This is a genomic window from Ruegeria sp. CDSB136 (assembly GCF_059610965.1).
In genome coordinates this window covers 185,597-211,239 of the sequence record NZ_JBXWOP010000006.1, presented here as the reverse complement: position 1 = coordinate 211,239, position 25,643 = coordinate 185,597, and the positions used below count along the sequence as shown (strand labels likewise).

Genomic DNA, 25,643 nt, shown 5'->3' with positions numbered 1-25,643 from the left:
GCCTCTTGTGTCAGTGATGGTTTGAACTACTCAAGCGCGCGAATGATTGCCTCGCAGGCACGCACGGCATCGTGGCTAAAGGACTGGATCAGATAGTCGGGCCAGCTGGAAAGCTTGACGATAACCACGTCCGCGGTCAGGTCAATGAAGATCAGTTGACCAAAAACTCCGCGCGCCATGAACACGCCGCGCCTCGGGTCGTGAACCCACCAAAACCTTCGGTATGCCCCTTGAGGGGACAGCACGTCATACGGGTCACCGTGCTTTGAAGGGTCCGCTCCCGAACAAATCCCAGAAACCCAGCTTTCCGGCACTACTTGCTGGTCACCGACCTTGCCACCATCAGCCATCATGCGGCCAAAGCGGGCATAGTCCCGAAGAGTTGCGTTGAACCCGCCGTCAGCGAGTGCTGTCTTGGCGTCGTCTACAGTGAAAAAGCCCGAATGCACGCAGCCAATCTTTTGCCAGATCCGGCTGGACAAGAGCGAAGCAAGGTCTTCGCCGCTCACACGTTCCAAGGCCCAGGCGATGACATCCGTCTCAATCGAGCGGTAAGAAAACGCCTGCCCATGGGGTCTTTCCCGGGGCAAAGTTAGAATAACATCCCGAATGGTAGGTTTGATTTCTCCCTTGCGAACCGGGCGCCAGCCCGACGCCACATCTACGCGTGTCATGTCACTATCCGGAAAGCCATAATCCTCGGTAAAGCGCACGCCGGATTGCATATCGAGCGCCTGATCTACAGTGCATCCGGCATAGCCGGTCCCAGCAAGTTCCGGTACGATATTGTCAAGCGGCTCCGAGAGGTCCAGCTTGCCTTCACCGTGAAGCACACCGGCCAGAGAGCCGATCAGGGATTTGGAGACAGATTGCCCCAAATGTGCGGTGTCCGGAGTAAAGTCGTTGGCATACATCTCGGTTAAAAGCCGGTTGCCTTTCAACACTAGGAAGCCATCCGTGTAGCTCTCAGTCAGCCAGTTCCCGACCGATAGTTGGCGGTCGTCAAAGGTCTGAAACTCCGTATCCAGCAGGTCACGGGGCGCCTGTATCAGTTCTCGGGCATTCGGGCCCGGACGAACATCGACCGTGGGAAACAGACTACGCATGTTCTGGAAGGTCCAGCGGTTGAATGGGGCGAGGTCCCAGTTCTCGAGAGACGGGCGTTTCTCAGGCGGGGGCGGGAAACCCTGCATGATGCCGATCTCACGCGCTGTTTTGGGCCTGGGGCCGGATTTGCTGTTTTGCATTTTCCATGCTCCCGCAAGGCGACCCAAACAGGGGCCGCAGTCAGGTTAATAAAACTTTGGAAGGGGTCGGCCCGACCAGAGATGGGCCGACCACAGGTGACTTTTAAGCTTATTGCTTAAGGCGGGTCCAAACCTGGTTGTACAGGTCCACAACGTCTTGGTCGCAAGGCTTCACAAAGTCGGGTACCGGTGCCCCTGCAGGCATCACGATTTCAGGCGCGTCGAGCATCTCGGCATCCATGAATGCCTCGGAACCTTTGATCCCGTTGGCATAACGCGCAAAGTTCGAGGTCATTGCAGCGTTTTCCGGGTCCATCATGAAGTTCACGAAGAGCTTTGCGTTTTGCATGTTGGGTGCGTCGGCAAGAATCGCGACGTTATCCATCCATCCGGTGAACCCCTCCTTTGGATAGGCGTACTGCAAGGTCGGGCGATCCGCCCGGGCGCGCATGGCCGCGCCGTTCCAGCTTTGCGACAGGTCCACATCTTTCGACGTCAGCTTTTCGATCACCGCATAATCCATGGTGCGCCAGTCACCCTTGGCATTTTCGAGCAGTGCCATCAGCTCTTTCATCTGATCGGGATTGGAGTTGCAACGCGGATAGCCTAGGTAGCGCAGGCCGGCGTTGATCACATCATTCATGTCATTCAGCATGTTGATACGGCCCTTAAGCTCTTCGGGCGTATCGAAGATCAGGCCAAGCGTGTCTATGTCACCGCTGTAGACCGCGCTGTCGACCGTAAAGCTGGTCGTACCCCACTGATATGGGACCGAATACTTGCGACCCGGATCCCAGTATACATCGACCCAGTTCGGGTCCATGTTATTGAAGTTGTCCATTTCGGAGGCATTGATCTCGGCCAGTAAGCCTTCGCCTACCATAATCGCGATCATGTAGTCGCCAGGAACAACAACATCATAGCCGGTGTTGCCCTCTTTGACCTTGGCCAGCATGGTTTCATTGCTGTCATAGCTGTCCAGCGTGACCTCAATATCGTATTGGGCTTCGAATTTCTCGATCATCTCTGGGTTGGTGTAGTTCCCCCAGTTATAGATGTTCAGTTTGCCTTCGGCATGCGCTCCTGCCGCGCTGAGCGCCAGGGCCGAGATGGCTGCGGCTTTGAGAAGAGTGTATTTCATTTTGTTCTCCGTTGAGATTGATGGCGTCCCGCAGCAGCGCGGGCTTCTTGTTATTTTCGTTTGCGTTGCAGAAAGAAGGTCAGGGCGACCATGGCGATGGTCACTCCGATCAGGATGGTCGAAACGGCGTTGACCTCTGGCGTTACGCCGCGACGGATTTGGCCCAAAATATAGATGGGCAAGGTGGTTTCACCCGGTCCGGCCACCAGAAGCGTGATGATGACGTCGTCAAGAGAGACTACAAAGGCCAGCATCGCCCCCGCCATAACACCGGGCATCAAAAGCGGCAGCGTCACATAGCGGAATGTCTGCCAGGGCGTCGCGTACAAATCAGCGGCGGCGGCTTCGTAAGTCACGGACAAATCTGACAAACGCGCGCGGATCGGCATGTAAGCAAAGGGCACGCAAAAAACTGTGTGCGCGAGGATCAGCCAGCCGATCCCAGTAACACCCGTGAGCTGGCGCAGGATCGAAAAGAAGGCCAGCGTCGCAATCGCCGTGACGATCTCGGGGATCATCAAGGGCTGGTTTATGAGCGCAATAGCCGCAGAACGGCCGCGATAAACATCGCCGCGCGTTGTCGCCAGTGCAGCCATTGTGGCAATGATAGTGGAAAACACGGTCGCGGTGAGAGCGACCTGTACCGAGATCATTGCCGACCGTCGGATGTCATCGTTTTCCAAGGCCGCCGCGTACCAGCGCAAGCTGAACTCGGTCCAGCGCACAACAGAGCGGTTATCGTTGAACGAGAACACGACCAGGACGGCAATCGGTGAGTAGAGGAACAACAGAACCAGCCAGGACATGCCGGTGAACAGGGGTTGCCGGCGTAGTTCGCGCACGTCTGTCGACGGCCGGAAGAGTGACGACAGTTTAGCCATGTCCACTCTCCTTCGAAGCACCTGCCCGCAAGCTGACAAGAAGCGCGATTAACACGACTGCCATCAGGATCAGTGCAGCAGCGGCGCCAAAGGGCCAGTTGCGGCCCGAACCGAACTGCAGGGCAATCAGGTTGCCGATCATCAGTTTCTTGCCACCGCCGAGCAGTTCCGGCGTGATGTAGGCCCCAAGCGCCGGGATCAGCACTAGAACGCAGCCCGCGACAATGCCCGGACGGGTAATCGGTATAATGATGTGGCGGAACACCTGCGTGCGTGTGGCATAGAGATCATGCCCTGCCTCAAGCAGCGAAAAGTCGAACTTCTCCAGCGAGGCATAGATCGGGAGGATCATGAAAGGCAGGTAGCTGTAGACCAGCCCGGCCAGTACCGCGCCGTCGGTGTACAACATCTCGATCGGCTCGCTGATCAGGCCGATGTTCATCAGCGTCAGGTTCACAAAACCCTCGTCCCGTACGATCAGAAGCATCGAGTACGTACGGATCAACAGGTTCGTCCAAAACGGCAGAGTGATGGCGAACAGCCAGAAATTGCGTTGTTCCTGCGAGCGGGCCGCAATGAAGTAAGCAACAGGAAACCCAAGGATCAGGGTTCCAATCATAGTGGCGATGGCAAGACCAAAGGAACGCCCGAAGATCTGAAGATAGGCGCTGTTAAAGGTCAGCGTGTCATCAAAAATATCCCGCTCGAACAGGAACTGCACATAGGCGTCGTAAGAGAACGTCCATTCAACGCCGCCATAGGTCCCGGGTTCAAGGAACGAGTAAACCAGGGCGATAGAGAGAGGGAACAGTCCAAAGATACCGATAATCCCGAGCGCCGGCGCCAGCAGGAATAGCCGCGTTCTGCGTCTTTGACGCGCGCGCTCGGCCTGCGCCGCAAGCAATCTCGACGCGGCGTCCGGCTGCGGGATATGTGCAACGCCGGCCATCAGTCTTCCAGTACATGCAGCATGGAGGTATCAAATTCGAGCCCGACGCGCGATCCGACGGGGCGCGGAGTGGAAACCTGGACGTGAACACTGACACCATCTTCCAGCCGCACAAGCATTTGCGACCCGGCCCCGAAATAGGTGCTGTCCACGACCTCGCCACGCAAGAGCGCTGTTTCGGCACTCTCCTCGACCACACGGATCGTTTCGGGGCGCAGAGCGACATGTACGGGGCCCGGTTCGAGCAAGGTGCTGGCAGTGTGAATCGTGAGTGGTTTGCCTTCGCCAAACCGGATTTTTGCCGCGTCTCCGTCAAAGCCAAGCAACGTAGCGTTTACGATGTTGGTGTCCCCGATAAAATCCGCGACGAACCTGCTTTTCGGGGCTGTGTAAATCTCTTCCGGTGTGCCGACCTGACGTACCGAGCCTGCCGACATCACAGCGATCCGGTCCGACATCGCCAGTGCTTCCCCTTGGTCATGCGTGACAAAAACAAACGTAATGCCTGTCTCATGCTGCAGTCGCTTCAACTCGCTCTGCATTCCTTTGCGAAGTTTCAGGTCCAGAGCAGAAAGGGGTTCGTCCAGCAGCAGAACCTTTGGGCGCGGCGCCAGTGCGCGCGCCAAAGCCACGCGCTGCTGCTGCCCGCCTGACAATTGATCAACCCGGCGCGTTGCAAACTCGCCCAGCTGCACCAGGTCCAGCATCTCAGTGATGGTGCTGTCGATCTCGGCTTTCGGCCTTTTCAGCATCTCAAGGCCAAACCCGACATTGCGGGCCACACTCATGTGCGGAAACAGGGCGTAGTTCTGAAACACCGTGTTCACGGGCCGATTGTTGGGTGCCAGATGGCCAATCGACTCACCGTCCAGCGCTATTTCGCCTTCGCTTGGAAGTTCGAACCCGGCGATCAGCCGCAGTAGTGTCGTCTTGCCACAACCTGACGGGCCCAAAAGCGTGAAAAAGCTTCCTTCGGGAATGGTCAGCGACACGTCCCCCAGAGCCGTCACGGCCGCCTGACCTTCGCCAAAGCGTTTTGTCACATTCTTTACGTCGATCATGGTCTGATCCGGACACCCGCACTTGTTGTTTTGTAGAATCAGCTTAAAGCCGGGAGACTTACCCTGTGAATACCTCCAAAGGGCAGTGTGATTTGTACCCCCAAAGGGGTACGACTAATCGTTTGCCGAATGCAGAAACATTGAAAACAGGGCAGACTGGGAAGATATGCGCAGCTTTCTATAGATGTTCTTGCGATGCACTTTGATCGTCGCCGGGGAAACATCCAGCAAAAGCGCAATGGACCGCGTCGAGTGCCCGCGCAAAAGGAACTGCACGACCTCGATCTCCCGCTGTGTCAAACCTTTGCAAACCTTGTCGATGACCCCGCCGAAATCGACCTCGCTCTCGTCGAGTCGGCCTGACGAGGGGTTGCGATGGAAGTGCTGCTCGCAAAGCGCCGATATGATCGGGTGCAGGTCTGTCAACCGTTCGACATCCCGCCGCGTGAACCGGGTTTTTCCCTCGGAAGGACCGAGAGAAAGAAACAAGGTGCCGCTTGCTATTGCTACGAACACCCCGATCTCGTCCGTCAGAAACAGGGATTTGTAGTAGATCCGAAAGTAGTCGGAATTGGCAAACCTGTCCGGTGTAACGTCTCTTAGTACCATCACTGGTTCGTGGCGTTCACCAATGAAACGAACAACAAACGGGTCCAGCAGCCAGGCGCGATCAAGCCATCGGTCGACAACAACCGAGCGACGTTCCGAACGCACATTGTCATAGACATGTTCGGGCGCTTTTCCCGGGTTCAAAAGGCTGACAAACGCGCCCTTGAACGAAGCTGCCTCGCGCATGAGGTTCAACAATTCCGGCATAAAACTAGATGTGCCTACAGCCCTGATCGCCCCGGCGACTTCTTCCGCGTAAGTTGGCTTTTCGGACTTTCCCAAGTATCCCACCTGGCTAAAGGGCGTTTCCTTCCCAATGTGGCTAGCCGGATTTAACTTGGCAACCTTTTCGCGCAGCTATCAGCCGGGAGAGGCGTTTTTTTCGCATAGACTTGCTGAATCATGCTCAAAACCTATTCCGATACAAGATTTCAAATATTGGAGAAGCGGAAGAACAATGACTTTAAACTAAATCTCTTTAAAGGCTTAACCTAAGCATTAGCCGTCCTCTGGCAATCTTACGCCAGTTCTGAGGAACTCTTGTTCGCCGCAAAGCATCGTGTTGCGGCTGAAGCCAGTATGCTTGACGGAACCATGAACTAAAATCCTAGTATGTCCAATCCGAGATTGCCGACTGTGCCAGCGTACCCGACCAGAGAGGCTTTTTTCCTGTTGCTGGAGACGAACGCTCCACTATCAAAAGCCCATTTTGTCCAATGCCGCGCGGCGCACGAATGTCCGGTACTGGGCATTTAATCAATAGTCAGGCGACAAGGCCCAGCTCTTTGTCGGTGGCTGTACCCGCATACTTTTCCCTCGGGGGCATGGGCCTTGACTGCCAGGGCGGTTCGAAGGTGAAACTTGAAACGCTGCGGCCGTCAGGCAAGGCACCGTTTCCGGCCCCGAGCGCGTAGTCGTAGTAAAGCTTGACGATCTCTTCTTCGGTCACCTGCGCTGTTTCTGGATGCGCCATGCATGCATCACGCCACTCTCGTACCCGGTCATAGTCTTTGCCAACGGGTAGTGTGAACCCTTCGTAGTAGTCAAGGAACCAAAACCGCTTGAACATTGGGGTAAAAACAGCCTCTGCCAAACCGAAGTCCTCGAACAAGAATGGGCCAGTCGGATTATGATGAGCTAGGAAATCATCAAGGTCTCGATAGAGCGCGAGAAGTTTATTCAAATGCTCATCTCGGCGCGCCTGATCCTGATTCATGACAAAGAGATAGCCCGCCATTGTGAAGGGTCCTTCGCGCGCGATCAGCATCGACTCAATGGCGTGCTCGGCAGGATCACTGCGGCGCAGTGGTGCCCCCGGTAGAGCCTCGTCAAGATAGCGCAGGATCACAAGGCTTTCTTTCAAAATACGGCCGTCGCCGGTTTCCAGCACGGGCAAGGCTGTCGTCCCTCGGGTCTTGGCCAGCAATTCAGGGTCGCGCGGCTTGGTGATGTCTACTACACGAAATTCCACGGCATCCGTCAGTCCGCGCAGCGCCAGTAGGATTTCCAGTCGCTGCGAAAAGGGACAGACGGGGATATGATAGACGATGTGTTTCTTAGTCATGGCTTCAATCCAACGGCGGGCCGGTGAAGGTCATGTTGTGCCGCTTGGCGCTCTCTTCAATAGCAGGCATGTCCTCGGGAATGCGGCACTGACCGGCTGCCATGTCGGAAAAGAAGCCTTCGAATCCGCCGGGTGTCAGGATCACGAGATGGCGGCAAGGTTCGTCGTCTGTCACCTTGAAGGTATGTTCCTTGCCTCGTGGGATGAATACGCTTTCGCCGGCCCCTGCGGTGAACTCCTTGCCTTCCAACCAGAACCTGCATGTGCCGGTCAGGATTATAAAGGTTTCGTCTTCGTTTTGATGCACATGGCGCGGAGGGCCGCTACCCGCAGGGGACCAGCTGTTCACGATGGACATAGCGCCGCCTGTCTGTTCTGGGCCGAGGATGGTTTTGTATTTTACGCCGAGCCATTCGATGGCTCCGTCGATTTGGGCCAGGTCCTTCATCGTTTCTCTCCATTAGCATCGGATTGAAACGAAAGCGCTTCCGTTGACAGAAACTTATCCGAAGGCCAACCTATCAGGCAAACCGCAATATCAAATATAGGATATCGGCCAGGTGAATTTCGCTACACTGGACCTCAATCTTTTGCGCGTGTTGGACGCCCTCTTCAGTGAAGGCTCAACCGTAAAGGCGGCCGACAAGCTAGCGATGTCGCAATCCGCAGTCTCTGGTGCATTGTCGCGTCTTCGTCATGCCTTGGACGACCCCCTTTTTGTCCGGCAGGGAAACCGTTTGGTCGCTACCGATTACGCGTCCAGGATTGAATCCGGTTTGCGCGAAGAACTCGAACGTCTGGAAGCTTTGCTAGCGCCGCCAGCTACCTTTGATCCGCGAACCGCTGAAGGCACTTTCCGGATCGCCGCCAGCGATTTTTTCGCGGAACTCCTGATGCCACCCTTGGGTGATCTCCTGCAAAAGTCAGCGCCCAATCTACGAGCACAGCTGGTTGATCTGGTTCCGAATGACTATGTGGCCAGTCTTGAACGACGCAATGCTGACATTGCGCTGATCCCAGATTTGCTCCTGCCGGACTGGGTCAATCGAGAGCCACTCTTCCATTCGCCGTTCCACGTGATAGCTCGCAAGGAAAATCCAAAGCTTGAGGAGCTTCAGGAAGGAACGCAGATGCACATGGATACGTTCTGCGCACTCCACCACGTTTTGTTTTCCCCACAAGGGAATCTGGCTGCAATGGGTGATGCTGCCCTTAATCGCGTCGGAAAACAGCGCCAAGTAGCTATGACAGTGCCCGTCTTTAGTGGCGTTTGCCGTGCGGTTAGCGAAAGCGACCTCATCGCGCTTGTACCCGCGCAGCTTGCAAAGAAAGTGGCCAAGACATTCGAACTGAACGTGTTCGAACCTCCGATGCATATTGAACCGGCGTTGATCATCGGCATCTGGCACAAGCGTTTCGACAACGCCCCGATGGCGGCCTGGATGCGTAGCCAAGTCTTCGAATTAATGAAGGGTTTGGAATTTGACGGTTAGTCAAATTGTTCTAAGCAGCGCCCGTATGGCAGATACAAGTTGACGTTTCGAATAACAGAATCGAAATAGGTTCTATCAGCCAATGCAGACATTCGCGCAGCCGCGGCGAACGAACGTTTTGGTCCCCAAAGTGGTCGTTAATGGCAAGTACGGCGGATGACCGCGTTGAGCCCACTTTGGCCGGTGCTGCGCGTTGCCCCAATGACAGCAATGCGCGGAAAGCAGACTTTGCGTCGACAAACATGCGACACGTTTCATCAGTATCTGATCAGAGTATCCAGGATCACTTGCCGCGTTGCGTCATCATTTTGGAAAATCCTGCCGGCGAGAAACTCAGATGGAAACTCCGGCCACGTTTTGCGCATTTCGGAAATAAGTCGCTGAGCTTCTTCGGTATGTCCCAACTGATCCTGCGCGACGGCTTGGAACAGGAGAGAAGGAGCACTCACAGGCGCACCGGCTGCGGGCGCTCCTTTAAAGGCGTCTACTACCTTTTCGTATTTCCCGAGCATCAGTTGCGATACACCCCAAATGTTTCGTGCGCCAAAGCGGCCCGATCCTGACCTGAGTCTTTCTGGATCGCTAACCTCAGCCGCAAGTTCTGGGGCGCCCGCCATGATGGCGGTGATGCCGACAAGATCCAGAATATGACCATCATTCGGCGCAAGCTCGACCGACAGTCTTGCGAATTTCATAGCCTCGACTGGATTGTTTTGGGTGGCCAACACCCAACCATTTGCGCCGTTTGCCCATGCATCGGTGGGAGATAGATCAAGCGCTCTTTCCGACATCTCGGAAGCTTGGTTGAAGAGATCGTCTCTTTGCGCCTTATTAGGGGACAGCATGGCCAAAGTCGCCAGAACCTGCGCCGATCCGGCATAACCGTCGGAGAGTGCGGGGTCGAGCTCCACGGCATGCTGAAACATTCCCAGTGCTATTTGCTGGCGCTTGACGTCAAAAACAGGAAAAAACATGCCTCGGGCCTGATCCGCAAGATTAGCCGCCTGAAGCCTTGTCAAAGACTGCTCGCCAAGAGCAGTTCGCTCAGCCTGTTCGATGGATTGAGCTGTGGGCAAAACCACCTTGTTATCCCGAGTGAGCCAAAAGCCAGTCACCGCAATCAACACTAGGCAACCCAGCCCAATTGGCAGCAGTTGCCTTAGACGTCGATTCCCGCCAAGCAGATCGCTATCCTGAGCATTTGAGTTGTCGCTTCCTGTCGTCCTGCCTTGCGAAAACCGTGGTTTGTATCCGCCGGAATCAACAAAAATGCGAACTCCCTCACCGTCCCATTGATCTTCATAAAACTCATGTAGCAGTCGCCGCAGGCGCCTGGCTTCGACGCGGACAAGGTTTCGACCACCAGTGCCATCAATACTCCGACCGTAGACTTCGACCGCGATTGCTTTACCCCGGATCTGGGTACCGCGACCCGCGAGAGTTTCTTCGACCACGTATGTAAGAAACTGTTGGAGTCGAGGCGAAGCCTGGAGCGCGACGCTGGACACAACGCTCTGAAGTGCCTGTCGAACAAGCTCCGGCGATGGCGGTGCAACATCTTGATCTATCGACAATTCATTAGCTTGGTTCAAAGCAAACTCACCCCCCAACTCACGGTGACTCACTTGGCATATGTCGTCAACCGCTCTCATCTTGATGTGAGAATAGATAGTGGGAACCGGGGATTATCCAGTGACTTGGGAACTGAGTGATGAGCTTCCAGATCTTTCCGATGCGCTTTCAGGGCGTACCGAAACGGATGCGTTACTCAGCGAGGCAATCGAAGACCTAAAGAAAGTTACTGCGCTGTTGGATGACGCATCGATCACAGCCTCAGAGCGCGCGGAATGGGCCCACATCAGATCCGAACTCGTGAACGAGCTTCGCCGGATGGTGAAGCGCAACCTTCGTAGCATTTCCAACTAAGGGCATAGCCATGACAAAAGAAGACAACGGCAAAGAACTTAAGAACGAACAGATCCAGAAATCTGACGAAATCGAAAACCCTTCCCGGCGACACGTTATGCAGGGACTGGCAGCAGGTGCGGTCGCAACCGGTGCCGTTAGCTTCGGTACAGGAACTGCACAGGCGCACCCCGGTGATGGACCACTAGGCGAAAGCCTAAAGAACCCGTACGGCGGCAGGCCTGCCGGGGGCATCACTCTGCCGGAGTACTTCCGTCCTACCAAATACATGACGGGCTCGAATGCGAACTACTTCCCGCTTTCCGAGGACCTCGGGCCCGACGAAATGCGGATATCGTTCTGTGGTTCGACGCCATTTCCGCCCCGCGAAGATCAGGCTGGGACTTGCATCATGGTAGAATTGGGTAATGGAAAGAGGTTCTTCTTCGACTTCGGCTCGGGCTGCGTCCGCAACATTATCGGGATGCAGGTTCCGGGGCAGTTGATCAACGACATCTTCATCACACACCTGCATGTCGATCACTATGCAGACATCCCTTACATCTACCCTTTCCGGGCTTGGTCTGGTGGATACACGCCGCTGCGCATTCACGGCCCTTCTGGTCGGACACCAGAGCTTGGTACAGCCGGAATGGTGAAAGGCATGCAGCAGATGCTCAAATGGCATCTTGAGGCCTTCGATGTGTTCCCGATTGGGGACGGCTACGAGATCGAAGTTAACGAATTCGATTTCCGTCAAGAAGGCGGCATCGTCTATGACGAAGATGGTGTGACTGTTCGGTCCTGGCCTCGTAGCCACGCCAAAGACGGTGCAGTCGGGTATCGGCTGGATTGGAACGGACTGAGCTTTGTTTGGACCGGCGACGGCCGCCCCGATGAACTGAGTCTTGAATACGGAAAAGGCGTCGATGTGTTTGTGACCGAAATGTCCGGACAGGATATCGGTCAGTTGATGACCTACAAATACGGTCTGCCGCAAGAGCTGTTCAACTACACAATCGATACGCACCATACATCGCACTATGCGGTCGGTAAGATGATGGCTGAGGCGCGCCCGCGGCTTGCAATGGTAACCCACTATACGCAAGACGAAGACATCGATGCCGAAATGCTGGCGGGAATCCGTGCCCACTACGATGGGCTGTTCGCTTGGGGTTTGGACGTCGCCGTCGTCAACGTCACCAAAGATGCAATCTGGTATCGGAAGGCGACACTTCCCGGAAAATCTGGTTCGGTCGCGCCATTCCGCGAATTGGGCAAGATGGAAGCAGAAGGCAAGATCACATTGCCGGATGAAATCAAGCCGCCAGCACCGCGGTCATCACGTGCCGAACAACAAGACCAGAAGTACCGGGACATGGAGATCGATCCTAAAGAATACTACCCAGCTGATGTATTCCGGGCTCCCGATCCAGAGTGGCCCAGTGATTTCGTAATCAAGGTCGATGACGTGATCCCGAACCGCAAGAAGAAGACGGAGTAACGACATGATCGAATTTGGGTCGTCGTCCGCAATCCCCGTAACGATCCTTACCGGCTTTCTCGGAGCCGGTAAGACAACACTTTTGAACCGCATCCTGACAGGCAATCACGGGTTGCGGGTTGCGGTTCTGGTGAATGACTTTGGATCAATAAACGTTGACGCCGACTTGGTAGTCGGTCTCGAAGATGATGTGATGAGTTTGGCAAATGGCTGCGTTTGCTGCTCGATCCGAGATGACCTGATCGAAACGGTAGAGGCCGTTCTCGCCCGGCCTGAGAAACCGGAATACATCGTCCTTGAAGCAAGCGGAGTGTCGGACCCGTCATCAATTGCGATGACATTCACCGATCAGAAGTTTCGGGACATGATCCGCTTGGACAGTCTTATGTGTCTTGTTGATGCAGAACAGTTATTTGCCGCGCCGGAACAAATGGAACTGAAGCTCCGTCAAATCGCGTTCTCGGACATGGTTATTTTGAACAAGGTCGACCTCGTCGACAGGGCGGCTGTTCAAAGGGTGCACGATTGGCTCGGGTCTCGCTTCCGTCGATATCGTTTGGTCGAAGCGGTCAACGCGGATGTCCCACTGGATATTCTTCTTTCTGTTGGCCGCTTTGCCGCCGAACAGCTCGAAACAGAAATACCCGATCATCACGAACATGGACCGGATTGTGGTTGCCACCACTTTGATCACTCGGACAGCTTCTCAACAACAATGATGAAAGCTGAACGCCCGATAAGCTTGTCTTCTCTTCGGAGTGCAATTCGCAAGCTTCCGGGCGACGTCTATCGCCTCAAGGGCTTTGTTTTTAGCGAGGAGGATCCGGATCATCGCATTCTTGTTCAGGTAGTCGGAAAGCGCATGGACATCGCAAGGGATGGCGCTTGGGGCCAACGAAAACCCGAAACAAGGCTTGTTGCAATAGGTGCACCAGGGGCCCTTTCGGAATACGAGCTTTCCGATGCGTTGTTGGCGACCGCATAGCAGCAAGTTAGACCAAACTTGTTTGCGTGTGTTTATAAAACTCCAACACGTAACAGCTCGAAAGCCCGCAACACCGCGGACCAAATATGGAGAGAAACCTAATTGCTGAAGCAGCTTAGGAAATGGAGCCAAGCGATCAGATTGCTCGCACCTGCCACTGCGTTTGTCTTGTCGGGGGCGGCTTTGTGCGCGCAGGACGTTTCAAGTCGAGAACTTGAAGATACAACCCCAAACCTCGGATTGCCGAGTTCAGCTGGAGGACAAGATGCCGAGTTGCTTTCCGCTTTCCACGGGCTCGAGGCGTTGCCCCGCGTAGCAAATCTCATTTGCAGAGGTTCCAGGGGCAAAGACGGGATGCCTGTCATCTTTTCAACCGAGGTAGATCTGGAAACTTTGCAGGCAGGTGACTTCAGAGTTGTAACAAAGTCAGGTCAGATCGGAACAATGCACTGTGCGTCAGTGTTGCCTGCTACCGATCCCGGTGAATTGCGCACTTTGCTTCTGATCGGGGATTTTGGGAACGTTTCCGAGGATCCACCGTTTGAAGTCGAGGTTATTGGACACCTTCATTCCATCGATGGAACACTTGATTTTCGCGGTGCCACTGTAGCCGTGACTCCGCTGGAAGACGGGCCGCCATTGATCTTGGCCGAGGTTGTCGAAGATTGGACTTTGGTCGGAAACTTGGGGCCACGCCGAACCAGAGGAAGCCTTTGTCCAAGTGACAACATCGTACAGGCCATTCAGGTAACTTGGGCGGGTGGCGTTACGCTGGCGAACGGCAAGGAACCTGGCGATGCGGAACGCGATCTGTACAGGATCATCGTAGAGGCCGAAGATGGATCTCAACGCACAGTTACGCCCGCCGCGCTTGCCGATCTGGGTGACGGGGACAATAACCACATGCTCTGCCTTGATACTAAGGATCGACCTATCTCGGTTTCCTTTCCAGCTGGCATTTTGACGGATCCGAATGATGATCTGAACCCAGAAACCAGCGTATTTGTTTCAAAACCAAATTAACAAACTGTTTTTAGGTTTGTTCGAATGGACTTTTAGCCGAAAATGCCCGGCCGGGCCGGTTGCGGGTATTGCAGCGGTAAATGCGAATGAACGGACTTGTTCGCCTCTCGGACATTGCAAACTCGGTTTTGAAGGTCCGCTTTGGGCTGACTGCGGTCCTTTGGAGCAATACTGCGGATGTCTGCAAAGTCCGCAACTCGGTCAGTCGCCCAATTTCGATAAACGTCCGTTGTTCATGAAAGCTGCCGTCGGAGCCTAGCATCGTTATTAGGTATTAAACCTAGGTCGGGTTGCCCGTTAAAGGTGGGACATTTTCACAGCACTAACTCCAACAAATACCAACATTTACTATCATCAATCGTATTAGAAGAATGCGTATCAAGGGAACCGATGGCAAGAAAATCGGGGCTCACAACTATCAGCAGAATAATAGGGGATAGATCAGGGGATACACAAAGTTCCACTCTGAAAAATATTATATTACAGCATCTTATCTTTGAATGTGGTGCCCCCACACGGACTCGAACCGCGGACCTACTGATTACAAATCAGTTGCTCTACCAGCTGAGCTATAGGGGCGCTGGAGTCCGATTACTCTCTCCGGAAAGGGACTGCAACCCACAATTTTTGCCCGCATAGAAATCTATCCCAGAACGTTTTAATAACTGCACCTCTGTTCCCCCGTTGTGAATTTGACTGTGGTTGCTGCAGGCTGTAACCCGACGGGGCACCATGGGGACGCAAGGGCTGAAACGGAAAGATGCAGGTTGTCATTCACGCAGGCGGAGCTTTTGCGGACGATGGTCGGCTGCTGAACTCATTGCAGGCGAATTTGAACATCCTGTCTGCCCATGGGGTGTCTCTGGTTGGACCACGGCGCTATCGCCAGGTTTTTCGGCCTGTGTTCAACGCGATAGGATCGCATCCGGTCTCCACTGATGAGCTTGTGCGCCTCATGGAAATACTGCCGGATGACGAAAACACTCAGCGAACAATATTCACCAGCCCGGATTTCATCGGTGAGCCGATCGAGGCCATAAAGGATGGACAGTTCTATCCTGCGGCCGGGCAACGCATGGCCATCCTGGAACACGCCTTCCCCAATGATCAGGTCGAGCTGTTTTTCGGGCTGATCAACCCCGCAAGCTTCATTCCGAAAACCCTGGCAGCACTTCCGCAAGACCGTCGCGATCAGATCCTCCGGGACACCGATCTGAGCTGCCTGAGTTGGCTCAGCACGATAGAAGATATTCGCGATCTTGCACCCGGGGTCGGCATAACGCTTTGGTGCAACGAGGATACGCCTCTGATCTGGGGGGATGTTCTGCGCGCGATGGCCGGGCTTGACGACGGTATGGTGATGCAGGACGAATATGCCTTCCTCTCCTCCCTTCTGACGGACCCTGGCAAGCGCGAGGTTCTGGCGCTGATCCGTCAGGACCCTCAACCCGACAAGCATGTTCTGCGCGAGGAACTGGCCGGGATCTTTGAAACACACGCATCGCCTGAAGAGGTTGAAGAGGAGTTGGAATTGCCCGGCTGGAGCGCAGATATAGTTGAAGCGTTTTCCGAGCTTTACGAACAGGACCTGGCCCGAATTCAATCCATGCCGGACATTCGCTTTCTGAAACCCTGATGGTCGGCCGAGGGTAGCAGTCATCCGGTATGGGTTGCTACCACCGCGGGTGAACCTCGTATTGGGTTTGATGATTTACGTTAGCAAGGATTGAAGACCCACACTGCGCCTGAACGCTGCGACAGCCCGAAATTCGCGGGCTTCCCCCTAGGACCCGAGCAGAATGGCAGCACAGAACCCCGTGGTTCTGAGCCTAGCTCATACCCAAAGCTTCTTTGTACATTTCAAGAACCGCCTCTTCCTCGGCGATGTCGTCCTTGTCCCGTTTGCGCAGCGCGATTACCTTGCGCATGACCTTGGTGTCGTAGCCGCGCGCCTTGGCTTCTGCCATCACCTCTTTTTGCTGTTCGGCAATGTCTTTTTTCTCGGCATCGAGGCGCTCGAACCGTTCGATGAACTGGCGCAATTCACCCGCCGTCACACGGTAGTTGGCGGTGGCCTGATCTTCGGTCATGTCTTCCATTTACGTCTCTCCCAGAGGCTGCGGTCTGATGCTGTGACATCGGGCAATATGCCGGATACATCGGTGCCGTCCGGGCCGCAAGCACCCAATAGCGGGCCAGGCTTGTGCCATCCGGCCTGATCCGCTAAGCGCAGCTTGAGAAAAAGGCAATATGTGGAAACCCATGTTCGAACTCATCACATGGAGCGGGGCCGCTCTTTCGCTGGCGGGGCTGGCCGGGCTGGTCTGGTGCATTCTGCGCGTGATGAAGGCGCGCAAGGCCGGCCTTTCGGATGATGAATTGCGCGCGGCTGTTCAAAGCGTTCTGCCGTGGAACCTCGCCTCATTGTTTTTATCGGTGATCGGGCTGATGCTGGTCATCCTCGGTATCTCGTTCGGATGACCAACTAAGCTCAGACTGGCAGGTTGTCGAAGCGCGCTTCCATGGCGTCTTCGCACAGCGACGCATCCAGTCGCTTCAGTCGGGACGGCACATGCAGCCCCCGCTGATGCAGACGGTCAATCATTTTGCTGACGGAGGGCTGAAGGGCCAGTCGTGTTTCAAGGCATGCACCCTTCAATTGACGCTCCAGTTGTTCAGCTTCTGAGTAGAGATTCTGTTTCGACATTTCCATCCTCCCAAATGGTGCCAGTCTTGCAGATATGCGTAGTAAGTAACGGTATTGCGACTTTCAGAACATTTCCACCCAAGGTTGCGGATTCCCGCCGGTTCCCGGGGAAGATTTCGCCACTTTGCGCGCACTGCATGAATTTTATGCGGTTCCGAGACAGAATGCCTTGACCGACATCAACAAGGAATTGATGATTGCATCACATTCCGAATTTACTATATGATAAATGATACGTTTAATGGGGGTGTGCATGACACCAGTAGTGAAAGCCTTTTTCGACCAGGATACATTCACCGTATCCTATGTCGTGCAAGAGCCCGAAGGCACGGCATGCGCCATTATCGACAGCGTGCTGGATTTTGACCATGCATCGGGGCGGACCGGCACCGGTTCGGCCGACCGGATCATCGAATACGTCAGGTCCGGCGGACTGAAAGTCGAATGGATTCTGGAAAGCCATGTGCATGCGGATCACCTGTCGGCCGCGCCCTATCTGCAGCAGGAGTTGGGCGGAAAGATCGGGATAGGCGCCCAGATCGTCACAGTGCAGGACACGTTCGGCAAGGTGTTCAATGAAGGCACGGAATTCCAACGCGACGGCAGTCAGTTCGACGCTCTGTTCTCGGAAAATGACAGCTTTCACATCGGCCAGATGCGGGGCGACGTTCTGCATACGCCCGGGCACACCCCGGCTTGCATGACCTATGTGATCGGTGACGCGGCTTTTGTCGGGGACACCCTTTTCATGCCCGATTTCGGAACCGCACGTTGCGATTTTCCAGGCGGCTCCTCTGAAATGCTGTATGCCTCGATCCAGAAAATCCTGTCTTTGCCGGATGAAACCCGGATTTTCGTCGGGCACGACTACAAGGCACCCGGACGCGATGAGTTTGCCTGGGAAACGACGGTGGGCGAGCAAAAGGCGCTGAACGTACATATCGGACAGGGACGCAGCATCGAAGAATTCGTGGAAATGCGGGATGCGCGGGATGCGACACTGGCGATGCCCCGGCTGATCCTGCCATCGCTACAGGTCAATATGCGGGCCGGGCAGATGCCGCCTGCGGACGAAAAAGGCGACGTATTTCTGAAGCTGCCCCTCAACAAGCTTTGACGCGTACAGGCGCTTAGAAGAAGGCAAAACAACATGAATGCAGACTGGATATGGGGCCTCGCCGGAGGCCTTCTGATCGGGCTTGGCGCAGCGGTTTATCTGTTGGGAAACGGCCGCATCATGGGCGCCAGCGGTATCCTTGGCGGGTTGGTGGATCGCAGCGGCAGAATGACCGAGCGTTTGGCGTTCATCGCCGGTGTTGTCGCCATACCGGCATTGCTTCGCCCCTTGATGAATCCGCAAGCTGAAACCCATCTGACCGGAAACATCGCGGTTGTGATAGCCGCCGGCCTTCTGGTTGGTGTCGGCACCCGGATCGCAAACGGCTGCACCTCCGGGCACGGTGTGTGCGGCATCTCGCGATTTTCAACGCGTGGGATCGTTGCCACGATTGTCTACATCGCTGCGGGCGGGCTGACGATTGCCCTGCTGCGGCACGTCTGGGGGGTGATCTGATGCGTATTTTGATTTCTCTGATTGCCGGGTCTCTATTCGGGGCAGGCCTTCTGATCTCGGGCATGACGGACACCACCAAGGTGCAAGGCTGGCTGGACGTGTTCGGCAATTGGGATCCGACCCTGGCCTTTGTGATGGGAGGTGCAATTCTGCCTATGTTGGTTGCCTGGCAGCTGACGACCAACCGCGCACCTCTGGTGGGTGGGCAGTTTCCGACCGCACCTTCGTCGGAACTGGATCGCCGTCTGATCATTGGATCGGTTCTGTTCGGGGCCGGCTGGGGGCTGGCCGGATTGTGCCCGGGCCCGGCCATTGCGTCGCTCAGCTACGGCGGGGTTGGCGGCGTTGTGTTTATGGTCGCAATGATCACGGGAATGTTGATGGCTCCAACCCTTGGTTCGCAACTGGACAGAACCGCAAACCCGGCCTAAGCAATCAGAATGGAGATTCGACCAATCACCCCCCGCTATGCCGTCTCGCCACAAATCACGGTCGAGGATGTGCCAGCTATCGCTGCGGCTGGATTTGCTAAAGTCATCTGCAACAGGCCCAACATCGAAGTTCCGGCGAACATGCAGTCTGACGCCATCGGACAGGCAGTTCGCGATGCAGGGATGGAATACGAGGTTTTGGAACTGACACACCAGACCATGACCCCCGAGAACGTGGCGCTTCAACGTGAACTGGCGGAAAGCTGTAGCGGGCCGGTTCTGGCTTATTGCGCATCAGGCACGCGATGCTCGGTGGTCTGGGCGCTGGGACAATGTGATCGGATGAGCACGGATGACATCCTGTCCGCTACAACCAATGCAGGTTACATGCTGGACAACCTGCGTCCGGCATTGGATCACATGCGCCAGGAAAAAAGCTGATCAGAAATTATGGCCCGGGTCGGTTTCCGGCCCGGTCAATCCAGCAAGCTGGGATATCTCGGCGGCCATTTGGTCCGTGTCCTCAAAATTCAGTTCCGCATCGGCTGATGTCAGCAAACGCGTGTCTTTTGGCAAGGAGGCCTCAACCGCATCGACTTGTGCGGTTGGATCTTTGGGGATCGACTGTTTTTCGTCGGGCTTGCTTTCCAGAAATGCCAACGCTGCCGCATCGGCGGGAACAGGTGTAATTCCTTGCTAATTCAGCCGAACAGCGCGCATTCCCCCACATTGACCCAGACGACCGACAGCGACGGGGCTTTTGTCAATCGTCAGGAGCCTGGTACGGTCCAGCCTTGCGCCGGTCAGGGGAACAACATCGCCCACCTTTAATTCCGACAATGTTGTCAGGGGCAGCGACATCCGGCAGATCACGGAGTTCAGTTCAGCCCGTAAAACGCCGATCGCCTGATCCAGTCGGGGCCCTGTTTTCTGAATGGCCGCGTCACCGGTTTCCACAACCAGTGCTGGCTCGGGTTGCAGAAAGCACATCTGACCTTGCCGCGCCCCTCCGCCCAGCTCCACAGTCAGGTCGAAAAGGCGGTATCTGTCTTCCACCAACGCCAGTGACAAGGCCCGTGTATCCGGCAGGCGGGAAGCAAACTCAAACCCCGACAGGCTCGCCTGATCGGACGCCAAGGCGACCAGATCGACGGACCGAGCCAGCGTATCTTCGATCAGAGGTGCCACCATGGCCGCATCTGTTTCAGTGAAAGGGCGCGGCTGAGGTTCACCCGGCAGCACCTCACCGAAGGCTTGCGCCTGCACGATCGCGGACACAGCGCCGGGGTTCAGACAAACGGCAGCCATGACCCCATTGTCCGCCCGAAACAACAGCAAAAGCCAGTCTTTCCCTATCAGGTCAGCCAACCCGTCCTGCGGGCAGGTCGTCTGTTTTGCGCCGATTACAGTTGGTGGTAGGTTCCATTGTTCGCCCGCCGCCCTGGCCAGTGCCAGTCGGAGGGCCCGCAGCACCGGTTGGAGCGTGTCGTCGGGTTCGGTCGGCCTGATTGCAAGCTTGCGCGCCAAAGCCGCATTGACGGGTTGTGTCATCGCCCTGTTCGCCACCTTATTCCGAATTCCAGGTTCAGGTGTAACCCAGCCAAAGTTACGAATGTCTTTAGACGGCCGTTATTGCGCAGCGTGCCGGTAGGCCAGCGGCAGGCTGACCCGGAACGCCGCCCCACCCTGCCCCGCGAGATAGTTGATCTCGCCGCCCAGCCTCTGCACAATCTCGCGGCAGATCGCCAGACCCAACCCCGCCCCCTGAGCTTTTTCTACCCCTACGCGCGCAAATTTCTCGAACACAACCGAACGCGCTTCGGGGGGGATGCCGGTGCCGTTGTCTACGAAGTCGATCACCACCTGACCACCAATGTCATGAGCCGAAATCGTCAGTTCCGGATCGGCCGCGTCGCAGTATTTCTGAGCGTTCGAAATCAGGTTGATGAACACCTGGGCGAGGCGGTCCAGATCCGTGTGCAGCGGAATCCGTTCAGCACCACGCACCCGCCGCACACTCAGAGTCTTTTCGGTTCCTGCAAGCGCGCTGGCGACCGCTCGATCCAGGACCGAGCGCAGCGTGTCGTCTCCCATATTCAGACTGACCTTGCCACTTTCCAGAACACTCAGATCCAGCAGATCGTCCAGCAAACGAGTCAAACGCAACGCCTCGTCATGAATGATCGCGGCATATCGGGTCTGCTCCTCACGCTTCAGTCCGTCCGTGTCACGCATGATCTCGGAAAAAGCCCGGATCGAGGTCATTGGCGTACGCAATTCGTGGCTGACCTGACTGAGGAATGTGTCCTTTTGCTCGGAAATCTGCGTCAACTTCGTGTTGGCTTCGCGCAGTTTCCGCGCCGTGCGGCTGAGTTCTGCGGACTTCTCCTCAAGCTTGCTGGAATATTCCAGCAGTTCCGCGGATTCGTCCGCGACCGCCAGCAGATCTTCGACGGAAACCGATGCACCGCCAACGATCTGTCCGATCATCGCATGGGCCGTGGCCGCACCAACCGAACCGCTCAACTCGCGTTCCAGCCGTTCCAGAAACCCCGGCGTCGGTTCAGGCAGATCGGCGCGCCCGCCCTGTTGTCTGGCTTCGGACTGAAAGAACTCCTGCGCGGGACCCGCACCCAGAATCCGCTGGGTCATGATCATCAGATCTTCGCTTTGAGCAACTGAACCTGTCCAGCCACCCGGCGCGACAGAGTGATCAAAGACATTCACGAACTGCGCACCCTGCAGGCGTTCAAGCGGGCTGGGAAAGCTCAGCAGCGAGGCGATACAGAAGGCAACAGTGTTCAGCGACATGGACCACAGGACGGAATGCACCATCGGGTCGATCCCCTCGATCCCGAACAGCGCCTGTGGCCGCAGCCAGCCCCAACCGAACAGCCCGTTCTGCACAACGCTGTCAGGCATTATGGCGCCGCCCATTCCCGGCAGAAGCAGGGTGTAGATCCACAGGACGAACCCAACGCTGAGCCCGGCAAGCGCTCCGGTTCGAGTGGCACCGCGCCAGAACAGGCCGCCGACCATCGCCGGCAGAATCTGGGATACACCTGCAAAGGCAATCAGACCGATCGAGGCCAAAGCCGCCCCGCCCCCCGACAGTCGGTAGTAAAAGTAGCCCAGCGCCATCAAGGCTGCGATGGACACACGGCGCGACATCAACACCACGTTGCGCACGTCACCCGAAACCGAACCGGAACCTTCCTGCGTGCTCAGCCAGATCGGCATGACGATATGGTTCGATACCATGGTCGACAGCGCCATCGCAGTCACGATCACCATCGACGTGGCCGAGGAGAACCCGCCGATAAAGGACAGCATCGCCAGCCAGTCATTGCCCTGCGACAGCGGCACGGTCAGAACGAACAGGTCCGGGTTCGAGCCTTCGGGCAACAGATCCAGCCCCACAACGGCAATCGGAACGACAAACAGACTCATCAGCAGCAGATACAGCGGAAATGCCCATGCAGCGGTTCGCAGATGACTTTCGTCATCGTTTTCCACCACCATGACCTGGAACATGCGCGGCAGACAGACAAAGGCAGCGGCGGACAGGAAAACAAAAGTGGTCCATCGGCCCGCATCCACGTTCCATCGACCGATATCCGACGCGTCGATACGCTCCATCATCGGGGAGATCCCCCCCGCAACGCCCCAGACCACAAACGCACCGACGGCAAGCAGGGCGAACAGTTTCACCACGGATTCCAACGCGATGGCCGTCACCACACCGTGGTGTCGCTCGTTCGCGTCCAGGTTGCGTGTGCCGAACAGGATGGCAAAAACGGCAAGACCTGCCGCGACCCAGAATACACTGGAACCTTCGCGATAGAGGCCCGAGGGGTCCGCCTCGGCAAAAATGGAAAAGGACAGGGTTATCGACTGTAGTTGTAGCGCGATGTAAGGCGTGCCGCCCAGTACCGCCAGAATAGTCACACAGATGGCCAGCGTGTTGGACTTGCCGTAGCGGGAGGAGATCAGGTCCGCGATCGAAGTCACACGCTGGCTGCGTCCGACCCGGACCAATTTGCGCAGGCCCCACCACCAACCGATCATCACCAAAGTCGGCCCCAGATAAATGGTCACGAATTCCAGCCCCGAACGGGCTGCGTTTCCGACCGCACCGTAGAAGGTCCAGGCGGTACAGTAGATCGACAGGGACAGCGTATATATCAGCGGTGAACGCAGCCATTTACCCTTGCCCGCTGCCGCCATTCTGTCGGCGGCGAACGCAACTCCAAACAGCAACACCACATAGCCCAGGCAGACCAGGATCAGGACGTTCAGCGTTGCCATTGATCCGTATCCGCTTCGGTTTCGTCGCGCCGGGACAAACGCCTGGCCGCATATCCAAATCCCACACTGGCCAGAATAAGCAGCCCCCAGCAGGCAAAGATGTAATAGATGGCCGAGGACAATGGCACGCCGGCCCCGGCGTTATCCACCGAGGGCCACAACAGCGGGATTGCAACAAGGGCGCCGCCGAGTACAGGCAGCAACCGGGCCGCGTCCATCAACCTGCGCCGGCGATACCCTTGACGTTCAAGAAACAGCGAAGACCGCCCCGTTGGCGGCTGATGGTCTTCACTCTGGCTCATGTCCGGGTGGCCTGTGCGTGCAGGTCCCGCACCGCTGTCAGAACTTCGGCATTGGAAAACGGCTTTGTCATGAACCGGCTGACCCCCGCATTTTCAGCCATTTCGCGGTCGCGGGACTGGCCCCGCGCAGTCAGCATCAGGACCGGCAGAGCTTTCATCTCGTCCAGCTCGCGTAAATCCCGCAGGATGTCCATGCCGTTTTTTCCCGGCAACATTACGTCCAGTATCACCAGATCAGGGTTTGCCTCCTGAATCACTTCAACCGCATCCGTACCCTCGGCATGGGTTTCGACCTGCCAGCCTTCACGCGTCAGCAAAAACCGAATGGCCTCAGCAATGTTCGGCTCATCCTCAATCAACAGAACCTTACGGCTCATATTTGCAATTCCTCCCCGAGACCGGCCACGCGCCTGGCGACCTGTCACATTCAGATTAAGCGCTATGTTACGAAACTGTCAAAAACCTTCACTCAGAATCGACGGTTCGCGGCGCGATCCGCATTCTGGGTTTGGGCACACACGGCAGCCGGGACCGGCGCGGACACTTGCATTACTTATGTCTCCGGCAAACTCGACCGGTTGCACCAGCATGACAGACCGGTAATCCGGCCCGTCCTCGTGACCCGATATGCTATGCGGCCAGGCCACCGCATGACACTCGAATTCTGCCGCTGTTCTGCCAAGTTGCAGAACACGCCTGCGGATCGGTACCAATGGACGATTCAACGCCTGATACAACGGCCACAGCGGGCAGGCTTCGCCGTATCGCGGCAAGGCAAACCCTTGTACCGGCTTGAAGAAAAGGATGCTTCCCGAGGCGTCGCAGATCACGAGGCCTGTCGGGCGTGTCAGCGTGTCCTTGGGCAAAAAGGCCAGCCTGCGCAATACCGTGGCGTGGTCGACCGAAAACCGGGCCGCCAGTTTCAACGGATCTGTTCCTGTATCAGCCAGGGCTGCCTTCAGTGGCTCAAGCGGCAGGGCCTGTGCGTCCTGTGCGTAGAGCCTCAGAAGATCGCGCGTGACGGCCCTGGCGGCACCAGAATCAAGCGCGTTGAGGTCTATTTCGCCGGTCGCTCCGTTCTCTTCGATCATCGGGAAATGATGCGCATGATCCGAAAAGAACGCCTCGGCTTCTTCCAGTGGGACACCCCGGCGATCGTTTGCCGAGTCGTTGTCATCCAGATAGGCCACCAACGCCTTTGAACTGTCGGCCAGACGCTCTGCATCCTGATGCAGGTTTCGATGAAATCGGTCCTGCCACTCGACCTCGATATCCCGGGTGTCGACCAGAATGGCTGCCGTGGATCGAATCGCTGCTGCCGTTGACAGAACCTCGTGCATGGATGCGGCCAGGTGCGGGTCATGCGTCAGGCGATCGGACAGTGTTTCGACTGTGCGTTCAAGCGACACGACCCGCCGATGCATCTGTGCCAGCACCTTCGCCCACCCAGGAAAGCGTCCGGCAAATTCTTCCAGCCCGTCAATTTCGGCGGAATGGCCGACCGATTCCGCCGCAGCCTCACGCAGGGCCGAAATCAGCGTGGCCTCGATACCTTGCGTCAGTACCGAAGGTTCCACCATCAGAACTGACGCTATATCGACCAACAGCTTACCGCCGATCCGGCGTCGATTGTGTTCGATCAGATTCAGGTAAGAGGCCGAAATGCCGACCTGCCGGGCAAGTTCGGACTGGCGCATACCAGCTATCTGCCGACGTTCCCTGATACGGCTTCCTGTCAATACACCCCGAATTGCAGCACCCTCCCTTCGGTTGCCGCTACTGTATATCCCAGATTTGTTTTCAGATAAAATTATTAATAAAAGAAGTTTAGGGCAGTATTTTCAACCGGTCTTTACACAATTAACAAGCTATACCGCACCATGCGTTTCGTTTAATATTCACCAACAGACATCCCCGTTCGATCTATTTCTTCATACCACTTCATTTTCACCACAAATCC

Annotated in this window: 28 protein-coding genes and 1 tRNA gene; 11 read left to right on the top strand and 18 right to left on the bottom strand. The window is 56.1% G+C overall.

Annotation, left to right across the window (positions count from 1 at the left end):
• Positions 1 to 26: 26 nt before the first annotated feature.
• From AC2FIR_RS09040 to AC2FIR_RS09005, 8 genes are all read right to left on the bottom strand, one after another.
• On the bottom strand, positions 27 to 1,247 hold the full coding sequence (locus AC2FIR_RS09040; RefSeq protein ID WP_496762163.1) for a serine hydrolase domain-containing protein: 1,221 nt from the start codon (positions 1,245 to 1,247) through the stop codon (positions 27 to 29).
• 109 nt (positions 1,248 to 1,356) lie between these two features.
• Positions 1,357 to 2,388 (bottom strand): extracellular solute-binding protein, encoded by a 1,032-nt coding sequence (locus AC2FIR_RS09035; protein ID WP_170680699.1) that lies wholly within the window; start codon positions 2,386 to 2,388, stop codon positions 1,357 to 1,359.
• Positions 2,389 to 2,438: 50 nt separating this feature from the next.
• On the bottom strand, positions 2,439 to 3,269 hold the full coding sequence (locus AC2FIR_RS09030) for an ABC transporter permease (RefSeq protein WP_170680702.1): 831 nt from the start codon (positions 3,267 to 3,269) through the stop codon (positions 2,439 to 2,441).
• Positions 3,262 to 4,218, bottom strand: coding sequence for an ABC transporter permease (locus AC2FIR_RS09025; protein ID WP_170680705.1), 957 nt, complete (start codon positions 4,216 to 4,218; stop codon positions 3,262 to 3,264). Before AC2FIR_RS09025 ends, AC2FIR_RS09030 begins: the two co-directional genes overlap by 8 nt.
• Complete coding sequence (locus AC2FIR_RS09020; protein ID WP_170680707.1) at positions 4,218 to 5,279, bottom strand: ABC transporter ATP-binding protein; 1,062 nt, start codon at positions 5,277 to 5,279, stop codon at positions 4,218 to 4,220. Before AC2FIR_RS09020 ends, AC2FIR_RS09025 begins: the two co-directional genes overlap by 1 nt.
• 114 nt (positions 5,280 to 5,393) lie before the next feature.
• A complete protein-coding gene (locus tag AC2FIR_RS09015; RefSeq protein WP_170680710.1) occupies positions 5,394 to 6,170 on the bottom strand; it encodes a helix-turn-helix transcriptional regulator in 777 nt (258 codons plus the stop codon).
• A gap of 481 nt (positions 6,171 to 6,651) precedes the next feature.
• Positions 6,652 to 7,452: a glutathione S-transferase family protein gene (locus tag AC2FIR_RS09010; protein ID WP_496762159.1), complete on the bottom strand. Its 801-nt coding sequence runs from the start codon at positions 7,450 to 7,452 to the stop codon at positions 6,652 to 6,654.
• 4 nt (positions 7,453 to 7,456) lie between these two features.
• Positions 7,457 to 7,900 carry a cupin domain-containing protein gene (locus AC2FIR_RS09005; protein WP_496762157.1) on the bottom strand — a complete coding sequence of 148 codons (444 nt, stop codon included), beginning with the start codon at positions 7,898 to 7,900 and terminating at the stop codon, positions 7,457 to 7,459.
• A gap of 112 nt (positions 7,901 to 8,012) precedes the next feature.
• Here AC2FIR_RS09005 and AC2FIR_RS09000 point away from each other — a divergent pair, with 112 nt between their 5' ends.
• Complete coding sequence (locus AC2FIR_RS09000) at positions 8,013 to 8,945, top strand: LysR family transcriptional regulator (protein ID WP_496762154.1); 933 nt, start codon at positions 8,013 to 8,015, stop codon at positions 8,943 to 8,945.
• Positions 8,946 to 9,202: 257 nt separating this feature from the next.
• Here AC2FIR_RS09000 and AC2FIR_RS08995 read toward each other — a convergent pair whose 3' ends face one another.
• A complete protein-coding gene (locus AC2FIR_RS08995) occupies positions 9,203 to 10,537 on the bottom strand; it encodes a tetratricopeptide repeat protein (protein WP_496762152.1) in 1,335 nt (444 codons plus the stop codon).
• A gap of 100 nt (positions 10,538 to 10,637) precedes the next feature.
• Between AC2FIR_RS08995 and AC2FIR_RS08990 the strand changes: the two genes are divergently transcribed.
• The 4 genes from AC2FIR_RS08990 (at position 10,638) to AC2FIR_RS08975 (ending at position 14,362) form a co-directional block, all read left to right on the top strand.
• A complete protein-coding gene (locus AC2FIR_RS08990) occupies positions 10,638 to 10,871 on the top strand; it encodes a hypothetical protein (protein WP_170678873.1) in 234 nt (77 codons plus the stop codon).
• A gap of 10 nt (positions 10,872 to 10,881) precedes the next feature.
• Positions 10,882 to 12,354, top strand: coding sequence for a guanitoxin biosynthesis MBL fold metallo-hydrolase GntH (gene gntH, locus AC2FIR_RS08985; protein ID WP_480527399.1), 1,473 nt, complete (start codon positions 10,882 to 10,884; stop codon positions 12,352 to 12,354).
• A 4-nt stretch (positions 12,355 to 12,358) separates the two neighbouring features.
• Complete coding sequence (locus AC2FIR_RS08980) at positions 12,359 to 13,339, top strand: CobW family GTP-binding protein (RefSeq protein WP_480527401.1); 981 nt, start codon at positions 12,359 to 12,361, stop codon at positions 13,337 to 13,339.
• 354 nt (positions 13,340 to 13,693) lie between these two features.
• A complete protein-coding gene (locus AC2FIR_RS08975) occupies positions 13,694 to 14,362 on the top strand; it encodes a hypothetical protein (protein ID WP_496762149.1) in 669 nt (222 codons plus the stop codon).
• A 503-nt stretch (positions 14,363 to 14,865) separates the two neighbouring features.
• Here the strand turns inward: AC2FIR_RS08975 and AC2FIR_RS08970 are convergent.
• A tRNA-Thr gene (locus AC2FIR_RS08970) sits at positions 14,866 to 14,941 on the bottom strand.
• Between the two features lie 181 nt (positions 14,942 to 15,122).
• Here AC2FIR_RS08970 and AC2FIR_RS08965 point away from each other — a divergent pair.
• The gene (locus AC2FIR_RS08965) at positions 15,123 to 15,998 is read left to right on the top strand and encodes a hypothetical protein (protein WP_496745998.1); all 876 of its coding nucleotides are present in this window, start codon (positions 15,123 to 15,125) and stop codon (positions 15,996 to 15,998) included.
• 193 nt (positions 15,999 to 16,191) lie between these two features.
• On the opposite strand, the gene AC2FIR_RS08960 is transcribed toward AC2FIR_RS08965, so the two are convergent.
• Positions 16,192 to 16,461, bottom strand: coding sequence for a DUF2312 domain-containing protein (locus AC2FIR_RS08960; RefSeq protein ID WP_170614681.1), 270 nt, complete (start codon positions 16,459 to 16,461; stop codon positions 16,192 to 16,194).
• Between the two features lie 163 nt (positions 16,462 to 16,624).
• On the opposite strand from AC2FIR_RS08960, the gene AC2FIR_RS08955 reads away from it, so the two are divergent.
• Positions 16,625 to 16,843 carry a hypothetical protein gene (locus AC2FIR_RS08955; protein WP_170614682.1) on the top strand — a complete coding sequence of 73 codons (219 nt, stop codon included), beginning with the start codon at positions 16,625 to 16,627 and terminating at the stop codon, positions 16,841 to 16,843.
• Between the two features lie 10 nt (positions 16,844 to 16,853).
• On the opposite strand, the gene AC2FIR_RS08950 is transcribed toward AC2FIR_RS08955, so the two are convergent.
• Positions 16,854 to 17,069 carry a hypothetical protein gene (locus AC2FIR_RS08950; RefSeq protein ID WP_170807960.1) on the bottom strand — a complete coding sequence of 72 codons (216 nt, stop codon included), beginning with the start codon at positions 17,067 to 17,069 and terminating at the stop codon, positions 16,854 to 16,856.
• Between the two features lie 253 nt (positions 17,070 to 17,322).
• On the opposite strand from AC2FIR_RS08950, the gene AC2FIR_RS08945 reads away from it, so the two are divergent.
• Genes AC2FIR_RS08945 through AC2FIR_RS08930 form a run of 4 tightly spaced genes read left to right on the top strand, consistent with a single transcriptional unit; the run spans position 17,323 to position 19,514 of the window.
• The gene (locus tag AC2FIR_RS08945; protein WP_321254336.1) at positions 17,323 to 18,186 is read left to right on the top strand and encodes an MBL fold metallo-hydrolase; all 864 of its coding nucleotides are present in this window, start codon (positions 17,323 to 17,325) and stop codon (positions 18,184 to 18,186) included.
• Positions 18,187 to 18,219: 33 nt separating this feature from the next.
• The gene (locus tag AC2FIR_RS08940; protein ID WP_321254338.1) at positions 18,220 to 18,642 is read left to right on the top strand and encodes a YeeE/YedE family protein; all 423 of its coding nucleotides are present in this window, start codon (positions 18,220 to 18,222) and stop codon (positions 18,640 to 18,642) included.
• Positions 18,642 to 19,073 (top strand): DUF6691 family protein, encoded by a 432-nt coding sequence (locus AC2FIR_RS08935; protein ID WP_170807957.1) that lies wholly within the window; start codon positions 18,642 to 18,644, stop codon positions 19,071 to 19,073. The genes AC2FIR_RS08940 and AC2FIR_RS08935 overlap by 1 nt, the downstream gene beginning before the upstream one ends.
• Positions 19,074 to 19,082: 9 nt before the next feature.
• Positions 19,083 to 19,514 carry a protein tyrosine phosphatase family protein gene (locus AC2FIR_RS08930; RefSeq protein ID WP_170807956.1) on the top strand — a complete coding sequence of 144 codons (432 nt, stop codon included), beginning with the start codon at positions 19,083 to 19,085 and terminating at the stop codon, positions 19,512 to 19,514.
• Here the strand turns inward: AC2FIR_RS08930 and AC2FIR_RS08925 are convergent, their stop codons facing one another.
• The 6 genes from AC2FIR_RS08925 to AC2FIR_RS08900 all read right to left on the bottom strand — a co-directional run bounded on the left by AC2FIR_RS08925 (position 19,515) and on the right by AC2FIR_RS08900 (position 25,380).
• Positions 19,515 to 19,733 (bottom strand): hypothetical protein, encoded by a 219-nt coding sequence (locus tag AC2FIR_RS08925; RefSeq protein WP_496746505.1) that lies wholly within the window; start codon positions 19,731 to 19,733, stop codon positions 19,515 to 19,517.
• A gap of 36 nt (positions 19,734 to 19,769) precedes the next feature.
• Positions 19,770 to 20,624 (bottom strand): FliM/FliN family flagellar motor C-terminal domain-containing protein, encoded by an 855-nt coding sequence (locus AC2FIR_RS08920; protein ID WP_496746503.1) that lies wholly within the window; start codon positions 20,622 to 20,624, stop codon positions 19,770 to 19,772.
• A 78-nt stretch (positions 20,625 to 20,702) separates the two neighbouring features.
• Positions 20,703 to 23,381, bottom strand: a complete 2,679-nt coding sequence (locus AC2FIR_RS08915; RefSeq protein WP_496746501.1) for an ATP-binding protein — start codon at positions 23,379 to 23,381, stop codon at positions 20,703 to 20,705.
• Positions 23,369 to 23,683, bottom strand: coding sequence for a hypothetical protein (locus AC2FIR_RS08910; RefSeq protein WP_496746500.1), 315 nt, complete (start codon positions 23,681 to 23,683; stop codon positions 23,369 to 23,371). Before AC2FIR_RS08910 ends, AC2FIR_RS08915 begins: the two co-directional genes overlap by 13 nt.
• The gene (locus AC2FIR_RS08905) at positions 23,680 to 24,060 is read right to left on the bottom strand and encodes a response regulator transcription factor (protein WP_170807952.1); all 381 of its coding nucleotides are present in this window, start codon (positions 24,058 to 24,060) and stop codon (positions 23,680 to 23,682) included. The genes AC2FIR_RS08910 and AC2FIR_RS08905 overlap by 4 nt, the downstream gene beginning before the upstream one ends.
• Positions 24,061 to 24,138: 78 nt before the next feature.
• Complete coding sequence (locus tag AC2FIR_RS08900; RefSeq protein WP_496746497.1) at positions 24,139 to 25,380, bottom strand: short-chain fatty acyl-CoA regulator family protein; 1,242 nt, start codon at positions 25,378 to 25,380, stop codon at positions 24,139 to 24,141.
• Between the last annotated feature and the right edge of the window lie 263 nt (positions 25,381 to 25,643).